Source organism: Pseudomonas asiatica (assembly GCF_009932335.1).
Lineage (GTDB): Bacteria > Pseudomonadota > Gammaproteobacteria > Pseudomonadales > Pseudomonadaceae > Aquipseudomonas > Aquipseudomonas asiatica.
Map to the genome: position 1 here is coordinate 243,845 of NZ_BLJF01000003.1, position 16,958 is coordinate 260,802.

A 16,958-nucleotide genomic window follows, 5' to 3' on the forward strand; every position below is an offset into this window, starting at 1 on the left:
CAGAGAGGCGGCGAGCTTAGCATGATTGCCCGGACTGCTTGCATACTGCTGACAGGGCCGCTACAAAGCCCCACGAATTGCGCGCAGGCTTCGTCGCGGGTAAACCCGGTCCCACAGGCTACGCGGTCGCTGTAGGAGCGGGTTCACCCGCAAAGAGGCCATCGGCAGCAACACAAAGCTCCAGCTTGAACCGAGGAGAAAGACCTGATGAAGAAGTGGCAATGTATTGTCTGTGGCCTGATCTACGACGAAGCCGAAGGCTGGCCCGACGACGGCATCGCCCCCGGCACACGCTGGGAAGACGTGCCTGAAGACTGGCTGTGCCCCGACTGCGGCGTGGGCAAGAGCGACTTTGAAATGATCTCCATCGGCTAATCGAGGAAAGCACGACATGACGTCCCCTGTGGTAATCATCGGTACCGGCCTTGCGGGCTACAACCTGGCCCGTGAATTTCGCAAGCTCGATGCGCAGACGCCGCTGCTGCTGATCACCGCCGATGACGGTCGTTCCTACTCCAAGCCCATGCTGTCCACCGGCTTTGCCAAGCAGAAGGACGCCGACGGCCTGTGCATGGCCGAGCCGGGCGCCATGGCCGAGCAACTGAATGCCGAGATTCGCACCCATACCCGCATCAGCGGCATCGACCCGGGCCACAAGCGCTTGTGGATAGGTGAAGAGGCGGTGGAATACCGCGATCTGGTGCTGGCCTGGGGTGCGCAGACGGTGCAGGTGCCGATCGAAGGTGATGGCGGCGATCGGGTGTTCCCGATCAACGATCTGGAAGACTACGCGCGCTTCCGTGCCGCCGCCGTCGGCAAACAGCGTGTGCTGATCCTCGGTGCCGGCCTGATCGGCTGCGAATTCGCCAACGACATGAGCCTGGGCGGCTTCCAGGTCGACGTGGTGGCGCCGTGCGAGCAAGTCATGCCGACCCTGCTGCACCCGGCTGCTGCCACTGCCCTGCAGGCCGGGCTGGAAGGCCTGGGCGTGCGCTTTCACCTCGGTCCGGTACTGACCCGCCTGCAGCAGGTGGCGCAGGGCCTGGAGGCGCACTTGTCCGACGGCAGCGTGATCACCTGTGACCTGGTGGTTTCGGCCATCGGCCTGCGCCCGCGCACCGACCTGGCTGCCGCTGCTGGCCTGCAGACCAACCGCGGCGTTTGCGTGGACCGCCAGTTGCGCACGTCCCACGCCAATATCTTTGCCCTTGGCGACTGTGCCGAAGTCGATGGCATCAACCTGCTTTATGTGATGCCGCTGATGAGCTGTGCCCGGGCCCTGGCGCAAACCCTGGCCGGCAAGCCGACAACGGTCGCCTACGGGCCGATGCCGATCACCGTGAAAACCCCGGCCTGCCCGCTGGTGGTCTCGCCGCCGCCCCAGGGCCACGAAGGCACCTGGCAGGTAGAGGGGCAGGGCAGTGACCTCAAGGTGCTCTGCCTTGATGCAGAGGGCAAGCTGCTGGGCTACGCCCTCACCGGGGCGGCCGTGATGGAAAAGCTGGCCCTGAATCGCCAGCTGCCGGCCGTGATGGCGTAAATAGCTGGCGTTCTGTCGGATTTATCCTGTTGTTGCTTGCACAATGGCCGCCCAGATACTGGCGCGGCCCCTGTGCACGTGCCATCCTCACTTCCGTCTGCCGCAGATTAGAGCCTGCGGTGCCTTGAGCGCTGCTCCCAGGGCAGCACGGCATAACAACAAGAATTCCGTCAAAGAGGCTTCACTATGCGCAAACCAGAACTCGCCGCCGTCATCGCCGAAAAGGCCGATCTGACCAAGGAAAAGGCCAATCAGGTTTTGAACGCGATTCTCGACAGCATCACGGGTGCCCTGGACAAGGACACCGTGACCCTGGTCGGTTTCGGCACCTTCGAAAAACGTCATCGCGGTGCGCGTACCGGCAAGAACCCGCAAACCGGTGAACCGGTCAAGATCAAGGCCAGCAATACCGTGGCTTTCAAGCCAGGCAAGAACCTGCGCGACAGCGTCAACGCCCCCGTCAAGCCGGCCAAGAAAGGCAAGTGATCGCTCCCTGACAACTCCAGTGTCAGCCAAGCGGGCGCCCCAGGGCGCCCGTTGTGCTTTCTGCAGGCAAAATGTTTCGAACTTGCATAAATAGTTCTGGAAAAGGATAGACTGCGCGCCTTAGTCACTTTTAATTCGAGGCGCGTTGATGAAGTTCCGCTTTCTTCTCTGGGCCATGGGGCTGTTGATGGCCAGGGCCAGCCGCAACAACCCGGCGTTCCAGCAGCAGCTCAAGGGCAAGGACCTGGTGTTCCAGATGCAGACCCTGGACGGCAAGGTCGCCCGGCACTTCATAGTCAACAACGAACGCGTCAGCAGCAAAGGCGGTGCGCACCCGCAGCCAGCGTTCGCCATTGCCTTCAAGGACGCCGCCTATGGCTTCACCACCATGCAGGCAGGTAACAAGCAGTTGGCGTTCATGCAGGGGATTCAGGACAAGCACATCCAGATCAAGGGCAACCCGGCGCTGGTGATGTGGTTCCAGGGGTTGATGAAGTACCTGAAGCCGAAGAAGAAGGCCTGAAATTGAAGGGGCTGCTTTGCAGCCCAATCGCCGGCAAGCCGGCTCCCACAGGTTCGACACAGGCCTGAGGGCAGTGCTATCCCTGTGGGAGCTGGCTTGCCGGCGATTGGGCCGCAAAGCGGCCCCTTTTGATATCAGTGCGGTGCGTGGAACTGCGAAGCCAGCTCACGCAGCAGGCTCTCTGCCTCGAGCACCTTGTTCACCACATCCTCGGCCTTGTCCCGGGTAATCCCCAGCCGTTCCAGCAGCTCGTCAGGAATCTCCTGCTGTGGCCCAGAGCCAATCCCCCGCGAGCGCAGCAGGCGGGTAGCCAGGCACACCAGGTTGGGGAACGCCGAAAACTCGCCTTCATATGCCGGGTCGTGCTGGAAGCGCAGTGCGGCGGACAGTTCTTCCGGCATGTCCCACAGCTTCATCAACCAGGCACCGATCTGCTCGCGGCTGATGCCCAGCAGGTGTTGTTCCACATAGGTGTGGCACAGGTGCGGGTTGACCTCCAGGTGGCGGCAGATCAGTGAGAAGTGCGGCGGGAACACGTGCGCCAACAGCAAATAGCCAAAGTTGTGCAGCAGCCCGGCCAGGTAGGTCAGGCCGGCCTCGGGGCGCTCGGCCCGTGGCATGGCGCGGGTCAGGCCTTCGATGATCGCGGCGGTGTAGATCGACTGCTGCCAGTACGGCGTGGCCTGCTGGGGGTGGTCTTTCGGCAGGCTCAGTGTCTTGCCCAGCGCCAGGCCCAGGGCCAGGTTGATCACCAGGTCGAAGCCCAGCACACGCACGATGGCGTCTTCCACCGAGCGGATCTTGCCAGGGGAGGCGTAGTAGGGCGATGCCGCCCAACTTACCACCTGTGCCGCCAGCGCCGGGTCGGTTTCGACCACGCCGGTGATATCGTCGATGCTGGCGTTGGGGTCTACACGTAGCTTGATGATCTTTTGCGCGGTGTCGGCCAGCGGCGGGATTTCGATGGTTTCTTCCAGGCGCTTCTGGATGCGCCGGGCAGTGAAGGCCTGGACGGCGTTGGTGATTTCCCGGGTGTCATCATCGGGGCGGTCGAGGTTGGGGTTGATTGCCTCGACTTCCTGACCAAAGCTGCTGGCGCTGGCCTTGGCCAGCATCCGCTTGAAGTGTGCGCGTTCGATTTCCAGCAGCAGGCCGGCTTCGCCAGACTGGATAAATACGGTTTCGGCGTCGAGCAGGCTCTTTTCGTACTGGCACGGCGAGCTGGTCAGCGCCGGGATGCCCGGCAGGGCCTTGAGCTGGTGCTTGTCCAGCATCTGCTTCAGGCGAGGCACCGACACCGCAGTGAGCTTGCGACCGGTCAGTTCGGCCAGGCGGTTGAGGTCCAGCAGCTGGCTCTGCGGGAATAGCACCATCAGGGCGCCGACCTCGTCGTCGAGCAGCACGGCCTGTACCCGCGACGCTGCCGGCAGGTGCGGATGTTCGACCACCTCGCGGTAGGCCACGCCGAGTTTGTCGAGCAGCAGCCGGATGACCGAGGGAGCGTGTGGGGTTGCGGTGTCCAGGGCAACTTCAGTCATGGTCCGTATCCACTGATTCCTTTAAACGCGAAGTATAACCAGCCTCTGGGCAAATCTGGATCCATTATGGGACCAGCGTCACACTTGGCCATATTGCTGGCCATGACGCAGCCAGCGATCGAGCAGCGGGCTGACGTGCTCCGGCCAGCGTGCGATCAGGGCCTGGGCGGCGTCGCGCACGGCCGGCAGCAGGTCGGCGTCACGCATCAGGTCGGCGACCTTGAACTGCAACAGGCCTGTCTGGCGGGTGCCGAGCATCTCGCCCGGGCCACGCAGCTCCAGGTCCTTTTCGGCGATGATGAAGCCGTCGTTGGTTTCCCGCATGATCCCTAGCCGCTCGCGGCCGATCTGCGACAGTGGCGGGTGGTACAGCAGCACGCAATGGCTGACGGCGCTGCCCCGGCCAACCCGGCCACGCAACTGGTGCAACTGTGCCAGGCCCAGGCGCTCTGGGTTCTCGATGATCATCAGGCTGGCGTTGGGCACATCCACGCCCACCTCGATGACCGTGGTGGCGACCAGCAACTGCAGGTTGCCGGCCTTGAACTCAGCCATGATCTCAGCTTTTTCCGCCGGCTTCATGCGCCCGTGGATCAGCCCCACCCGCAGCTCGCCCAAGGCGCTGCCCAGCTCCTCGTAGGTGCTTTCGGCGGCCTGGCAGGTAAGCTCTTCGGATTCTTCGATCAGTGTGCACACCCAGTAGGCCTGGCGCCCTTCGGCGCAGGCGGCGCGCACCCGCTCGACCACTTCGAAGCGGCGGCTATCGGCCACCAGCACGGTGTTCACCGGGGTGCGTCCGGGTGGCAGTTCGTCGAGCACCGAGGTGTCCAGGTCGGCGTAGGCGCTCATGGCCAAGGTGCGCGGAATGGGTGTGGCGGTCATGATCAGCTGGTGCGGGCACAATTCCCCGGCCACGCCCTTCTTGCGCAGGGCCAGGCGTTGCTGCACGCCAAAACGGTGCTGTTCATCGATGATCGCCAGGGCCAGGTGCTTGAACTTCACCTCTTCCTGGAACAGCGCATGGGTGCCGACCACCATTGGCGCGCCATTGGCGATCTGCTCCAGGGCGGCTGCCCGGGCTTTGCCCTTTAGCTTGCCGGCCAGCCACGCGACTTCGATGCCCAGCGGTTCGAGCCAGCGCTTGAAGGTGATGTAGTGCTGTTCGGCGAGGATCTCGGTGGGTGCCATCAGGGCCACCTGGTAGCCGGCTTCCAAGGCCTGCAGCGCGGCCAGGGCGGCGACCACGGTCTTGCCGGCACCCACATCGCCCTGCACCAGGCGCATCATCGGCTCTTGCTGGCTGAGGTCGTAAGCAATTTCGTTGGCCACCCGCTGCTGTGCGCCGGTCGGCTGGAAACCCAAGTTGGCCAGGTACTGTGCCTGCAGGCGCTGGGCTTTGGGCAGCACTGGCGCGCGCAGGCTGCGCAGGCTTTCACGCAGGCGTTGCTGCGACAACTGGTGGGTCAGCAGCTCTTCGAAGGCCAGGCGGTGCTGGGCCCAGTGCTGGCCTTCGGCAAGCTCGTCGAGGTCGGCATCGGCCGGCGGGTTGTGCAGGTAGCGGATGGCATCGTCCAGCGGCGCCAGTTGGTAGTCCCGGGCCAGTTCGTCGGGCAGCCAGTCCGGCAGACTGCGCGGGCCCAGCAGGCCCAGGCTCTGCTGACACAGCAGCCGCAGGCGTTGCTGGGTAAGGCCTTCGGTGGACGGATAGATCGGCGTCAGGGTCTGCTCGACCGGTGGCGGCGGTTCGTCGCCGTTCAGCGCCCGGTATTCCGGGTGGTAGATTTCCAGGCCCGAAGCGCCGGGGCGTGCTTCGCCGTAGCAGCGCAGGTGGGTGCCACGCTTGAGGCCTTCCTTCTGCGCGTTGCTGAAGTGGTAGAAGCGCAGGCTCAGCACACCGCTGCCGTCACCCAGGCGCACCACCAGGCTGCGGCGCTTGCCCATGGTCACGTCGGCGCCGCTGACCACGCCCTCGATCACCGCGTCCTGGCCAGGGCGCAGTTGACCGATCGGCACCACGCGGGTGCGGTCCTGGTAGCGCAGGGGCAGGTGGAACAGCACGTCCTGCAGGTTCTCCAGGCCGACCTTGGCGAGCTTCTCCGCCATGGCCTCGCCAACCCCCTTGAGTACCGTCACCGGGACCTTCGACAGCTCACTCATGACTCAGGCCGGTTGTTCCGCAGGGGCTTTGGCGACCGAGCACAGGCGGATCGAGTCGGCGAGGATCTCGATGGCCTTCGGCCGCGGGAAGCTGGCGCGCCAGGCGATGGCTACGGTGCGGAATGGTGCCGGTGCGGTCAGTGGGCGAACCTCGATGACACCGGGGGCGTAGTGGTGGCTGTGCACCGCCGACAGCGGCAGGATCGACACGCCAAGGCCCGAGGCCACCATGTGACGGATGGTTTCCAGCGAGCTGGACTCCACCGTGGTGTGCTTGGAGCCTTCACCGCCCTTGTTCAGCGTTGGACAGGCCTCCAGTACCTGGTCACGGAAGCAGTGGCCTTCACCGAGCAGCAACAGGCTCTTGTCGTTGAGCATGGCGGTGTCGATGGTCTTTTTCGCTGTCCACGGGTGGTCAGCCGGCATCAGGGCGCAGAACGGCTCATCGTAAAGTGGCAGGGTCAGCACGTCGGCTTCGTTGAACGGCAGGGCGATGATCACCGCGTCCAGTTCGCCGTTGCGCAGCTTTTCGCGCAGTACGTGGGTGAAGTTCTCTTCGATGTAAAGCGGCATCTGCGGTGCCACGCGGTGCAGCTGCGGAATCAGGTGCGGGAACAGATACGGGCCGACGGTGTAGATGGCACCGACCTTGAGTGGCGCAGTCAGCTGGTTCTTGCCGGCCTGGGCCAGCTCGCGAATGCCCTGGGCCTGCTCCAGTACCTTTTGCGCCTGGGCGACGATGCTTTCGCCGACCGGGGTCAGGCGGACCGCGCTCTTGCTGCGCTCGAAGATCAGCACGCCAAGCTCATCCTCGAGCTTCTTCACACCGACCGACAGGGTCGGCTGGCTCACGTGACAGCGTTCGGCGGCATGGCCGAAATGCTGTTCCTGGGCGAGTGTGACAATGTAGCGTAATTCTGTGAGGGTCATAACGTGCGTCCATGAAGTTGCGAGCCCAGCATAGCGGCTGCAATCGATAGACGCACGTTATCAGACTTGCCGATTTGTGACAGAAACAAAAGTCTCAGCGGCGGTCCAGCGAGTAGACGAACGGGGCCACGACTTCGATCGTGCCATTGTTCAACAACTCGGGTGGCGGCTTGGGTACCGTGCCGGCCCGACGGATCATTTCCAGGGTCGCCCGGTCCAGGGCGGCACTACCCGAACCTCCGGCCATGGAGTACGACACCACCTTGCCTTCGGCGTCGACCACGAAACGTAAGCGGTTTATGCCCTGCAGCCCGCGACGGCGCGCGTCTTCCGGGTAACGCTTGTACTTGGCCAGGTGACGCAGCAGGTCGCTCTGCCAGGTCGGCAGGGCTTTGCTGTTGGACGCAATGCTCGGTGCCGGTGCCGCGGACTTCTGCGGTGGCGTGTTGCTGGGCGGTGCGTCTACCGTTTGTTCGGTCGGCGGTGCTTCCTTCGGCGGCTCAGGCTTTTTCTCGGGCTTGGGCGGCTGTGGCTTGGCCTTTGGCTTGGGCGGCTTGGGAATGGCGATCTTGGGCTTGGGTGCCTCGGCCAGCTTCGGCAGCGGCGGTTCCTCGACCGGTGCCGGTGGCTGCGGCGCCGCTTTCGGGGGCGGTGGTGGCGCAGGCTCCGGCAACGGCGCCAGCTCGACCATCATGGCTGCCGGTGGCAGTTCGATGGCCTGGGGCACCGACCAGTTGAGCGTCAGCAGCACGGCGACCACGTGCACGCCCAGCACGATCGCCAGGCTGCCACCGTAGCGCGCCATGTTCGAGCGCGTTCTTGTCATTTCTTGGCTGCCGTCTCTAGACCTACCAGACCGACTTTCAGGTAGCCGGCCGCGCGCATGTTGTTCATCACTTCCATCAGGTCACCGTAATCCACGCCTTTGTCAGCCTGGAAGAAGATGGTGGTTTCCTTGTCGCCCTTGGTCTTGGCGTCGAGCATCGGGCCAAGCTGGTCGGGGGCAGGGACCTGGTCATCACCGACGTACAGCTTCTGGTCGGCCTTGACGCTGACGAACACCGGTTTCTCGGGCCTCGGCGCCGGCTTGGCGGTCGAGGCCGGCAGGTCGACCTTGATGTCGACCGTGGCCAAGGGGGCTGCGACCATGAAGATGATCAGCAGCACCAGCATCACGTCGATGAACGGCGTAACGTTGATTTCGTGGTTTTCGGCGAGGTCGTCGCCACCTTCGTTGAGATGCAGGCCCATGGCTTACCCCACTTTCACCATGTGCGGGGCAACACGCTCGCTGCCCTGGTGGTCCAGATCACGGCTGACCAGCAGCAGCACCTGGGCGGAGGCGTCGGACACCTGGGCCTTGTAGCCGGCGATGGAACGGGCGAAGACGTTGTAGATGACCACGGCCGGAATTGCGGCGACCAGACCCAGGGCGGTGGCCAACAGGGCTTCGGCAATACCTGGGGCAACCACGGCCAGGTTGGTGGTCTGGGTCTTGGCGATGCCGATGAAGCTGTTCATGATGCCCCATACGGTACCGAACAGGCCGACGAATGGCGCAGTGGAGCCGATGGTGGCGAGTACGCCGGTGCCGCTGCTCATGGTGCGACCACTGGCGTGTACCAGGCGCTCCAGGCGGAAGCTGACGCGCTCCTTGATGCCCTCTTTTTCGCGGGCGTTGGCCGACAGGCGCATCTCTTCGAGCGCGTCGTGGACCAGGGTGTGGGCCAGGGTGCCTTCCTTGTTGGAAACGTCGCTGGCTTCCTTGAGGCTGGCGGATTTCTTCAGCAGGGCGATTTCACCACGCAGGCGACGCTTGGCGCCCATCAGCTCGAAGCCTTTGGCAATCCAGATGGTCCAGGTGATGATGGAGGCGATGGCAAGGCCGATCATCACCGCCTTCACCACCACGTCGGCGTTCTTGTACATGCCCCAAGGGGACAGGTCGTGGGCCATGCCCAGCGAGGTGTCTTCAACCAGAGCCTCGACGCTCGGGTCTGCAGCGACCGGGGCATCAGCCGGGGTGGCGGCAACTGCACCGCTGGCCGGTGCTGCGGCTGGAGCAACTGCCGGAGCAGCCGGTGCGGTAGCGGCAGCAGGCGCGGCAGCATTGGCGGTTGGCTCATCGGCCATGGCCACTGGGGCCAGCACCAGGCTGAGTGTCAGCGCGGCGATGGCGCGCCAGGCGCGCAACGGGGTTGGCGAAGCGGAAGGTTGAGTACGTGTCATGCTGGCCGGACCTGATGAAGAATGAAGTTAACGTTCTCCAAGGCCTCGAGGTAGGCCGAGAACAATTTGGCGGCCATTATTGCAAGTAATTCTTGTTAACAAAAGTAATCTTGTTGCTTTTTTCGCCTATGGTCTAGCCATCCATCGTGTAGCGTGGTCGGGCTGATCAATTGGTCTAGGGAGTTTAGAGATGTCAGACCTTTCCGTGATGGTGGTGGGATGTGGTGATGTAGGCGGGCGCCTTGCCCGGCAGATGCTTGCGCGCGGTTGGCAGGTGAGCGGCCTGCGTCGCTCGGTCGGGCAGTTGCCTGCGGGGGTCGTGCCTGTGGCAGCGGACTTGTCCGTGCCATCGCTTCCAGACGCCTGGCCGCAGCGCGCGCCGGACTACCTGGTGTATTGCGTGGCGGCGAGCCAGCATGACGAGGCGGGTTACCAGGCAGCCTATGTCGACGGTTTGCGCCATGTGCTGGGCTGGCTGGCCGAGCGCGGCCAACGCCCACGACGGCTGCTGTTCGTGTCCAGCAGCAGCGTGTATGCACAGAAGGACGGCGAGTGGATCGAAGAAGGCGCGGCCACCGAGCCTGAAGGTTATTCCGGGCGGTTGATGCTGGAGGCTGAGCGGCTGGCACTGGCCAGCGGCATCCCGGCCAGTGTGGTGCGCCTGACCGGCATCTATGGCCCCGGCCGCGAGTGGCTGCTCAGTCAGGTGCGCCAGGGCTACCGCGTGGCCGAGGAGCCACCGCTGTATGGCAACCGCATCCATGCTGAGGATGCTGCCAGCCTGTTGGCGTTCCTGTTGCAGGCCGATGCCGACGGCAAGGTGCTCGACGACTGCTACATCGGCGTCGACGACGACCCGGCGCCGCTGGCCGATGTGGTGGCCTGGCTGCGGGCGTACATGGGGGTAACCGAGTGGTCGGATGAGCAGCGGGTGCGCCGTACCGGCAGCAAGCGCTGCAGTAATGCCCGGGCGCGGGCATTGGGCTGGGCGCCGGTGTATCCGAGTTACAGGGAAGGTTATGCGGCCATCCTTGAGGGTAAAAACCAGCCTCAGGCCTGATGCGCCCCCTGTAGGAGCGGCCTTGTGCCGCGATAGGGCTGCGAAGCAGCCCCGGCATTCTATGCGGCGACGCTGAAATCCTGGGGCCGCTGCGCGCCCCATCGCGACACAAGGCCGCTCCTACAGGGACCGCGCAGGTTTTCAGTCCAGTTCCAGCACCCACTGGCGCTTGCCGGCCGCCAACACTGGCATTTCATCCGGCTGCGCGCGGTTCACCGCCTGGAAGATCTCCAGCTTGTCGCCATCGCGCTTGAGGATGAACGGCGCGCCACGCTGGTTGCGCTCCAGCCACAGGCTGTCATTGCTGCCACCCATGGTCGCGCAGTCACCCGCCAGGCACAGGGCGAAACGGTCTGGCCCTGGCAGGCCGGTGACGTTGCCGGTGTCGCCGAAGCGCACGCTGGCACCTTTGCCCTGGCCTTCGACGATCTTCCAGTTGCCGCCCAGATAGGCCTGGTACAGGGCTTTCTCGAAGGTGCTGCCCAGTGGCGCATTGGTCGCCGCTGGTGCTTTGGCGCGAACGAAGGTCTGCTTGCCGCCGCGTTGATCGACCGCCTGCAGTTCGTCGCCATCGAGCGACAGCTGTTCGGTCTGGCCACCCTGGAAGCTGGCCTGCCATTGCTTGTCGGTGGCGCTCAGCTGGCCGTCGGCCGCTTCGAAACCATTGCTGTAGCTGGCCTGTTGGCTGGCTACGTCGAGCTTCCACTCGAATACCGGCCCGTGCTCATTGAGCGCCTGACGCAGGCTGCCGCCCTTGACGGCCGCATTGATGGCGTCCTGATTGATCCAGGTGCCGTTGAAATCTTCGGGTTTGTGGCTGGCGCAGCCGCCCATAAGCAGGGCTGCCAGCGCGAGGGGCAGTGCTTGGCGCATGAGGGGATAACCTTGCAAAGGAGGGAAGGTGACGGGCGGGGTGCCCGTCACCGAGGGCATCATTCGATGACCAGAATGGCGTCCATTTCGACCTGGGCGCCTTTCGGCAGCGCGGCAACGCCGATGGCGGCGCGGGCCGGGTAAGGCTGCTCGAAGTAGCGGCCCATCACCTCGTTGACCTTGGCGAAGTGGCTCAGGTCGGTGAGGAAGATGTTCAGCTTGACGATGTCCTTGAACGAACCGCCAGCGGCTTCAGCCACGGCCTTGAGGTTCTCGAACACCTGTACGGTCTGGGCTTCGAAGCCTTCGACCAGTTCCATGGTCTTCGGGTCCAGCGGGATCTGGCCCGACATGTACACGGTGTTGCCGGCCTTGATCGCCTGCGAGTAGGTGCCGATGGCGGCAGGGGCCTTGTCGCTGTTGATGACGGTCTTGCTCATGATGACTCCTTGCGGTTGGCGGACTACGTACGCATGCGGGTGATGCGGACCACACCGGTCAGGGTACGCAGCTTCTTGATCACACGCGCCAGGTGCACGCGGTCGTGCACGCTGACCACCAGTTGGACCACGCTGATACGGCCGTCGCGTTCGTCCATGCTGATCTTCTCGATGTTGCCGTCGGCGGCGTTGACACTGCTGGCCAGAAGGGCAATCAGGCCGCGCTGGTGTTCCAGTTCGACACGCAACTCGACATTGAACTCACCGGTGATGTCCTTGGCCCAGGAGAGTTGTACGCACTTTTCCGGGTTGTGGCGGATTTCACTGATGTTGCGGCAGTTTTCCAGGTGCACGACCATGCCCTTGCCGGCTGACAGGTGGCCGACGATCGGGTCGCCCGGGATCGGCGTGCAGCACTTGGCGTAGCTCAGCACCAGCCCTTCGGTACCACGAATCGCCAGCGGGCCTTCCGGTGCCGGCAGCTGCTCGCCTTCGGCCGACAGCAGGCGGCGCGCGACCACGTAGGCCATGCGGTTGCCCAGGCCGATGTCTTCGAGCAGGTCTTCGATCAGCTCCAGGCGGTACTCGGCGAGAATGGCCTGGATACGCTCCTGGGGGATCATTTCCAGGCTGCTGTCGAAGCCGGTGAGCACCTTGTTCAGCAGGCGTTCGCCCAGGCTGATGGACTCGGAGCGACGCTGCTGCTTGAGCGCGTGGCGGATGTGCGTGCGCGCCTTGCCGGTAACCACGAAGTTGAGCCAGGCCGGGTTCGGCCGCGCGCCCGGGGCGCTGACGATTTCCACTGTCGAGCCGCTTTGCAGCGGTTCGGACAGCGGCGCCAGGCGGCGGTTGATGCGGCAGGCGATGCAGCTGTTGCCGACGTCGGTGTGCACCGCGTAGGCGAAGTCGACCGCCGTGGAGCCTTTGGGCAGCTCCATGATGCGGCCTTTGGGCGTGAACACGTAGACCTCGTCCGGGAACAGGTCGATCTTCACGCTTTCGATGAATTCCAGCGAGTTGCCGGCACGTTGCTGCAGCTCGAGGATGCCCTTGACCCACTGGCGGGCGCGGGCGTGGCTGCCCTTGGGTTGCTCGTCGTCGTTGGACTTGTACAGCCAGTGTGCGGCGATGCCGTTGTTGGCCATCTCTTCCATCTCGCGGGTGCGGATCTGGATTTCGATGGGCACGCCGTGCATGCCGAACAGCGTGGTGTGCAACGACTGGTAGCCGTTGGCCTTGGGGATCGCGATGTAATCCTTGAAGCGACCGGGCAGCGGCTTGTAGAGGTTGTGCACCGCACCGAGTACGCGGTAGCAGGTATCGACCTTGTCCACGACGATGCGGAAGGCGTACACGTCCATGATCTCGTTGAAGGCGCGGCGCTTGCCGCGCATCTTCTTGTAGATGCCATAGAGGTGTTTCTGCCGGCCGCTGATCTCGCCCTCGATGCCGTCGGCGGCCAGGCAGTTGGCCAGCGAATGCTCGATCTTGGCGACGATCTCCTTGCGGTTGCCGCGTGCGCTTTTCACCGCACGGTGGATCAGCGACGAACGCATCGGGTGCATGGCCTTGAAGCCGAGGTCCTCGAACTCAACGCGCACGGTGTGCATGCCCAGGCGGTTGGCAATGGGGGCGTAGATCTCGAGGGTTTCCTTGGCGATGCGCCGGCGTTTTTCGCCGGACAGCACTTCCAGGGTGCGCATGTTGTGCAGGCGGTCGGCCAGCTTGACCAGGATCACGCGGATATCGCGGGCCATGGCCATGGCCATCTTCTGGAAGTTTTCGGCTTGCGCCTCGGCCTTGGTCTCGAAGTTCATCTGGGTCAGCTTGCTGACCCCATCGACCAGTTCGGCCACGGTCTCGCCAAACTGCTGGCTGAGGGCTTCCTTGGCGATGCCGGTATCTTCGATCACGTCGTGCAGCATGGCCGCCATCAGGCTCTGATGGTCCATGTGCATGTCGGCAAGGATGCTGGCCACGGCCAGCGGGTGGGTTACGTAGGGCTCGCCACTGCGGCGGCGCTGCCCATCGTGGGCCTGTTCGGCGTAGAAATAGGCGCGCCGGACCAGGTTGACCTGTTCGGGGCCAAGGTAGGTCGACAGCCGTTCGGCCAAGGCTTCTATACCCGGCATGGGTTCACCTCCTGCCGAGGAAGGGGGCCTTGCGCCGTGCGACGTCGACCTGGCATCAATCAGACAGCCTCGTTGTTCTCGTCCTCGAACGCGGCGAACACCGGATCCTCGGTGACGATCTCTTCAGCGGCGATGAACTCGTTGGTGACGATGCCTTCGGCGATTTCACGCAGGGCAACAACGGTCGGCTTGTCGTTTTCCCACGCAACGCGTGGCTCTTTGCCGCCGGTCGCCAGCTGGCGAGCGCGCTTGGTCGAGAGCATGACCAGCTCAAAGCGGTTATCCACGTGTTCCAGGCAGTCTTCAACAGTTACGCGGGCCATGGTCTTCCTCAGTAGCAATTGCGGTGGGCGTGCAGCCCGATAATGGGCAGGCGGACTCGATAGTTTAAAAAATCACCAGCCAATAGGGAAGCGCTGTTTTGTCGGGTGGTTACCTTCAAGCCCTGTGTTGCCTTCTTCGCGGCTGAAGCCGCTCCCACAGGGACCGCATTGTCCTCAGGTTAATCACCGCACCCTGTGGGAGCGGCTTCAGCCGCGAAAGGGCCGGAACAGACACCCTATCGCTTGAACCTGACGATAACCTCAGAGCATCGCGTCACGCAACCGCGGGGTCAGCTCCTCGAACAGGGTCTGCACCGAGCGCAACGCCCGGCAGTCCGGCCGGGTCAGCAGCCACAGCTGGGTGTCGCAACCCGGCAGCGGCCCGCTCAGCGCATCCACCCCGGGCAGAGCATGCACCATGTAGTCCGGCAGCGCTGCCACGCCGAGCCCGGCCGTGACCAGTTGAGCGATGGTCGACATGCCGCTGCACTGGTAGCGCGGGCTCAACCCCGGGTGCTGCTGGTTGCGCCAGACCACCGTGGGGTGGTCCTGCATCGAGTCGTCGGGGGCGATCCACGGCACGCTGGCAGGTGACTCGGCCAGGCGCTCGCGCCACTGCGGCTGGCCGCAGACCACGTAGGAGGTGGACCCCAGGTTGCGGCCCACCAGGTGCTCCGGCGGCGTGTTGGTCAGGCGCAGGGCAATGTCGGCATCGCGCCGGCTGAGGTTGGCGAAGGTGTTGGAGGTGCCCATCTCCAGCGACAAGGCCGGGTAGTTGGGCATGAACTCGGCCAGCGCCGGTAGCAGCAGGCTGTGCATCACCGCCTCGGTACAGGTCAGGCGCACGGTGCCGCTGACCACCTGCTCGCCACTGGTCATGGCGATGCGCGCCGCCTCCAGCGCCTGCTCGGCGCGCTCGGCCTGCTCGGCCAGGGCCTGGGCGGTGTCGGTCGGCAGGTAGCCTTTGCGGCTCTTGACGAACAAGGCGGTGCCCAGCGCCGACTCCAGCCGGCGGATCGAGCGGAACACCGTCGAAACATCGACCTTGAGCAACTCGGCAGCCTTGGCCAGCGAGCGGCCACGTTCCAGGGCCAGGACCAGGGAGAGGTCGGCATGGGTAATCTGATATTGCATTGGTGCACGCTCTGCTTGCCGAATTGCCAATGTCTGTTGCGTTTTGGCCATTTTATAGTGAAACGGCCCCCGGGAATCAATGCGCCCGGTCGGGTAACCAATCCCCACGATGGGAAAGTGAAAAGAACAACAGCTGCAACCATCGTCGCCCGTGAGGCGCCAGCCGTATCCCCCACATCGCCGCAGCAAATCAAAGGATGTACAGCCATGACGTCGGTAACCCCGTGCGCCAGTTCTTCCAGCGAGATGAATGACTTCCTCCAGGCCCATCCGGACACGCAGTACGTCGACCTGTTGATCTCCGACATGAACGGCGTGGTACGTGGCAAGCGCATCGAGCGGGCCAGCCTGCACAAGGTGTACGAGAAGGGCATCAACCTGCCAGCATCGCTGTTCGCCCTGGACATCAACGGGTCCACCGTCGAGAGCACCGGCCTTGGCCTGGACATCGGCGATGCCGACCGCATCTGCTTCCCGATCCCCGGCACGCTGTCGGACGAGCCGTGGCAGAAGCGCCCCACCGCCCAGCTGCTGATGACCATGCACGAACTGGATGGCCAGCCGTTCTTCGCCGACCCGCGCGAAGTACTGCGCCAGGTGGTGAGCAAGTTCGATGACCTGGGCCTGGATATCTGCGCCGCGTTCGAGCTGGAGTTCTACCTGATCGACCAGGACAACCTCAACGGTCGCCCGCAGCCGCCGCGCTCGCCGATTTCCGGCAAACGCCCGCAGTCGACCCAGGTGTACCTGATCGACGACCTCGATGAATATGCCGACTGCCTGCAGGACATGCTCGAAGCGGCCAAGGAGCAAGGCCTGCCCGCCGACGCCATCGTCAAGGAAAGCGCCCCGGCACAGTTCGAGGTCAACCTGCACCATGTGGCCGACCCACTGAAGGCCTGCGACTACGCGATCCTGCTCAAGCGCCTGATCAAGAACGTTGCCTACGACCATGAGATGGATACCACCTTCATGGCGAAGCCCTACCCGGGCCAGGCAGGCAATGGCCTGCACGTGCACATTTCGTTGCTGGACAAGAAAACCGGCAAGAACATCTTCGCCAGTGACGACCCGCTGCAAAGCGACGCGCTGCGCCATGCCATCGGTGGTGTGCTGGAGACCATGCCGGCGTCGATGGCCTTCCTCTGCCCGAACATCAACTCCTACCGCCGCTTCGGCGCGCAGTTCTACGTGCCCAATGCGCCAAGCTGGGGCCTGGACAACCGCACCGTGGCCGTGCGCGTGCCCACCGACAGCAGCGATAACGTGCGCCTCGAGCACCGCGTGGCCGGTGCCGACGCCAACCCCTACCTGATGCTCGCGGCGATCCTCGCCGGTGTTCACCACGGCCTGACCAACCAGGTCGAGCCGCAGGCGCCGATCGAAGGCAATTCCTACGAACAGTTGGAGCAGAGCCTGCCAAACAACCTGCGCGATGCCCTGCGCGCACTGGACGACAGCGAAGTCCTCAACCAATACATCAGCCCGGATTACATCGATATCTTCGTGGCCTGCAAGGAAAGCGAACTGGCCGAGTTCGAAGTGTCGATTTCCGATCTCGAGTACAACTGGTACCTGCACACGGTGTAAACC

The 16,958-nt window shown here is 64.0% G+C and carries 17 protein-coding genes; 6 read left to right on the forward strand and 11 right to left on the reverse strand.

Features of this window, described 5'->3' with window-relative positions; all coding sequences use genetic code 11:
• Positions 1-207 precede the first annotated feature (207 nt).
• The 4 genes from GYA95_RS23715 to GYA95_RS23730 all read left to right on the forward strand — a co-directional run bounded on the left by GYA95_RS23715 (position 208) and on the right by GYA95_RS23730 (position 2,549).
• Positions 208-375, forward strand: coding sequence for a rubredoxin (locus GYA95_RS23715; protein ID WP_003253349.1), 168 nt, complete (start codon positions 208-210; stop codon positions 373-375).
• A 16-nt stretch (positions 376-391) separates the two neighbouring features.
• Positions 392-1,540, forward strand: a complete 1,149-nt coding sequence (locus tag GYA95_RS23720; protein ID WP_015272343.1) for an NAD(P)/FAD-dependent oxidoreductase — start codon at positions 392-394, stop codon at positions 1,538-1,540.
• 186 nt (positions 1,541-1,726) lie between these two features.
• A complete protein-coding gene (locus tag GYA95_RS23725) occupies positions 1,727-2,026 on the forward strand; it encodes an HU family DNA-binding protein (protein ID WP_013974808.1) in 300 nt (99 codons plus the stop codon).
• Between the two features lie 148 nt (positions 2,027-2,174).
• Entirely contained in the window at positions 2,175-2,549 is a 375-nt protein-coding gene (locus tag GYA95_RS23730; RefSeq protein ID WP_015272342.1) for a hypothetical protein, read from the forward strand.
• Positions 2,550-2,683: 134 nt separating this feature from the next.
• Here GYA95_RS23730 and GYA95_RS23735 read toward each other — a convergent pair whose 3' ends face one another.
• The 6 genes from GYA95_RS23735 to exbB all read right to left on the reverse strand — a co-directional run bounded on the left by GYA95_RS23735 (position 2,684) and on the right by exbB (position 9,403).
• A complete protein-coding gene (locus GYA95_RS23735; protein ID WP_015272341.1) occupies positions 2,684-4,087 on the reverse strand; it encodes an aminoacyl-tRNA deacylase and HDOD domain-containing protein in 1,404 nt (467 codons plus the stop codon).
• A 78-nt stretch (positions 4,088-4,165) separates the two neighbouring features.
• Positions 4,166-6,244, reverse strand: a complete 2,079-nt coding sequence (gene recG, locus GYA95_RS23740) for an ATP-dependent DNA helicase RecG (protein ID WP_015272340.1) — start codon at positions 6,242-6,244, stop codon at positions 4,166-4,168.
• A 3-nt stretch (positions 6,245-6,247) separates the two neighbouring features.
• Complete coding sequence (locus GYA95_RS23745; protein ID WP_013974805.1) at positions 6,248-7,174, reverse strand: hydrogen peroxide-inducible genes activator; 927 nt, start codon at positions 7,172-7,174, stop codon at positions 6,248-6,250.
• Positions 7,175-7,268: 94 nt separating this feature from the next.
• A complete protein-coding gene (locus GYA95_RS23750; RefSeq protein WP_015272339.1) occupies positions 7,269-8,000 on the reverse strand; it encodes an energy transducer TonB in 732 nt (243 codons plus the stop codon).
• The gene (gene exbD, locus GYA95_RS23755; RefSeq protein WP_013974803.1) at positions 7,997-8,425 is read right to left on the reverse strand and encodes a TonB system transport protein ExbD; all 429 of its coding nucleotides are present in this window, start codon (positions 8,423-8,425) and stop codon (positions 7,997-7,999) included. Before exbD ends, GYA95_RS23750 begins: the two co-directional genes overlap by 4 nt.
• 3 nt (positions 8,426-8,428) lie before the next feature.
• The gene (exbB, locus tag GYA95_RS23760; protein ID WP_015272338.1) at positions 8,429-9,403 is read right to left on the reverse strand and encodes a tonB-system energizer ExbB; all 975 of its coding nucleotides are present in this window, start codon (positions 9,401-9,403) and stop codon (positions 8,429-8,431) included.
• Positions 9,404-9,593: 190 nt separating this feature from the next.
• Here exbB and GYA95_RS23765 point away from each other — a divergent pair, with 190 nt between their 5' ends.
• Positions 9,594-10,463 carry an NAD-dependent epimerase/dehydratase family protein gene (locus tag GYA95_RS23765; protein WP_015272337.1) on the forward strand — a complete coding sequence of 290 codons (870 nt, stop codon included), beginning with the start codon at positions 9,594-9,596 and terminating at the stop codon, positions 10,461-10,463.
• A gap of 141 nt (positions 10,464-10,604) precedes the next feature.
• On the opposite strand, the gene GYA95_RS23770 is transcribed toward GYA95_RS23765, so the two are convergent.
• From GYA95_RS23770 to GYA95_RS23790, 5 genes are all read right to left on the reverse strand, one after another.
• A complete protein-coding gene (locus tag GYA95_RS23770) occupies positions 10,605-11,336 on the reverse strand; it encodes a hypothetical protein (RefSeq protein ID WP_015272336.1) in 732 nt (243 codons plus the stop codon).
• A 59-nt stretch (positions 11,337-11,395) separates the two neighbouring features.
• Positions 11,396-11,776 (reverse strand): RidA family protein, encoded by a 381-nt coding sequence (locus tag GYA95_RS23775; protein ID WP_009684531.1) that lies wholly within the window; start codon positions 11,774-11,776, stop codon positions 11,396-11,398.
• A 23-nt stretch (positions 11,777-11,799) separates the two neighbouring features.
• Complete coding sequence (gene spoT / locus GYA95_RS23780) at positions 11,800-13,908, reverse strand: bifunctional GTP diphosphokinase/guanosine-3',5'-bis pyrophosphate 3'-pyrophosphohydrolase (RefSeq protein ID WP_015272335.1); 2,109 nt, start codon at positions 13,906-13,908, stop codon at positions 11,800-11,802.
• Between the two features lie 59 nt (positions 13,909-13,967).
• Positions 13,968-14,231: a DNA-directed RNA polymerase subunit omega gene (gene rpoZ, locus GYA95_RS23785; protein WP_003253383.1), complete on the reverse strand. Its 264-nt coding sequence runs from the start codon at positions 14,229-14,231 to the stop codon at positions 13,968-13,970.
• A gap of 261 nt (positions 14,232-14,492) precedes the next feature.
• Positions 14,493-15,365 carry a LysR family transcriptional regulator gene (locus GYA95_RS23790; RefSeq protein WP_013974798.1) on the reverse strand — a complete coding sequence of 291 codons (873 nt, stop codon included), beginning with the start codon at positions 15,363-15,365 and terminating at the stop codon, positions 14,493-14,495.
• Positions 15,366-15,572: 207 nt separating this feature from the next.
• Here GYA95_RS23790 and GYA95_RS23795 point away from each other — a divergent pair, with 207 nt between their 5' ends.
• Positions 15,573-16,955 (forward strand): glutamine synthetase family protein, encoded by a 1,383-nt coding sequence (locus GYA95_RS23795; RefSeq protein WP_015272334.1) that lies wholly within the window; start codon positions 15,573-15,575, stop codon positions 16,953-16,955.
• Positions 16,956-16,958 lie beyond the last annotated feature (3 nt).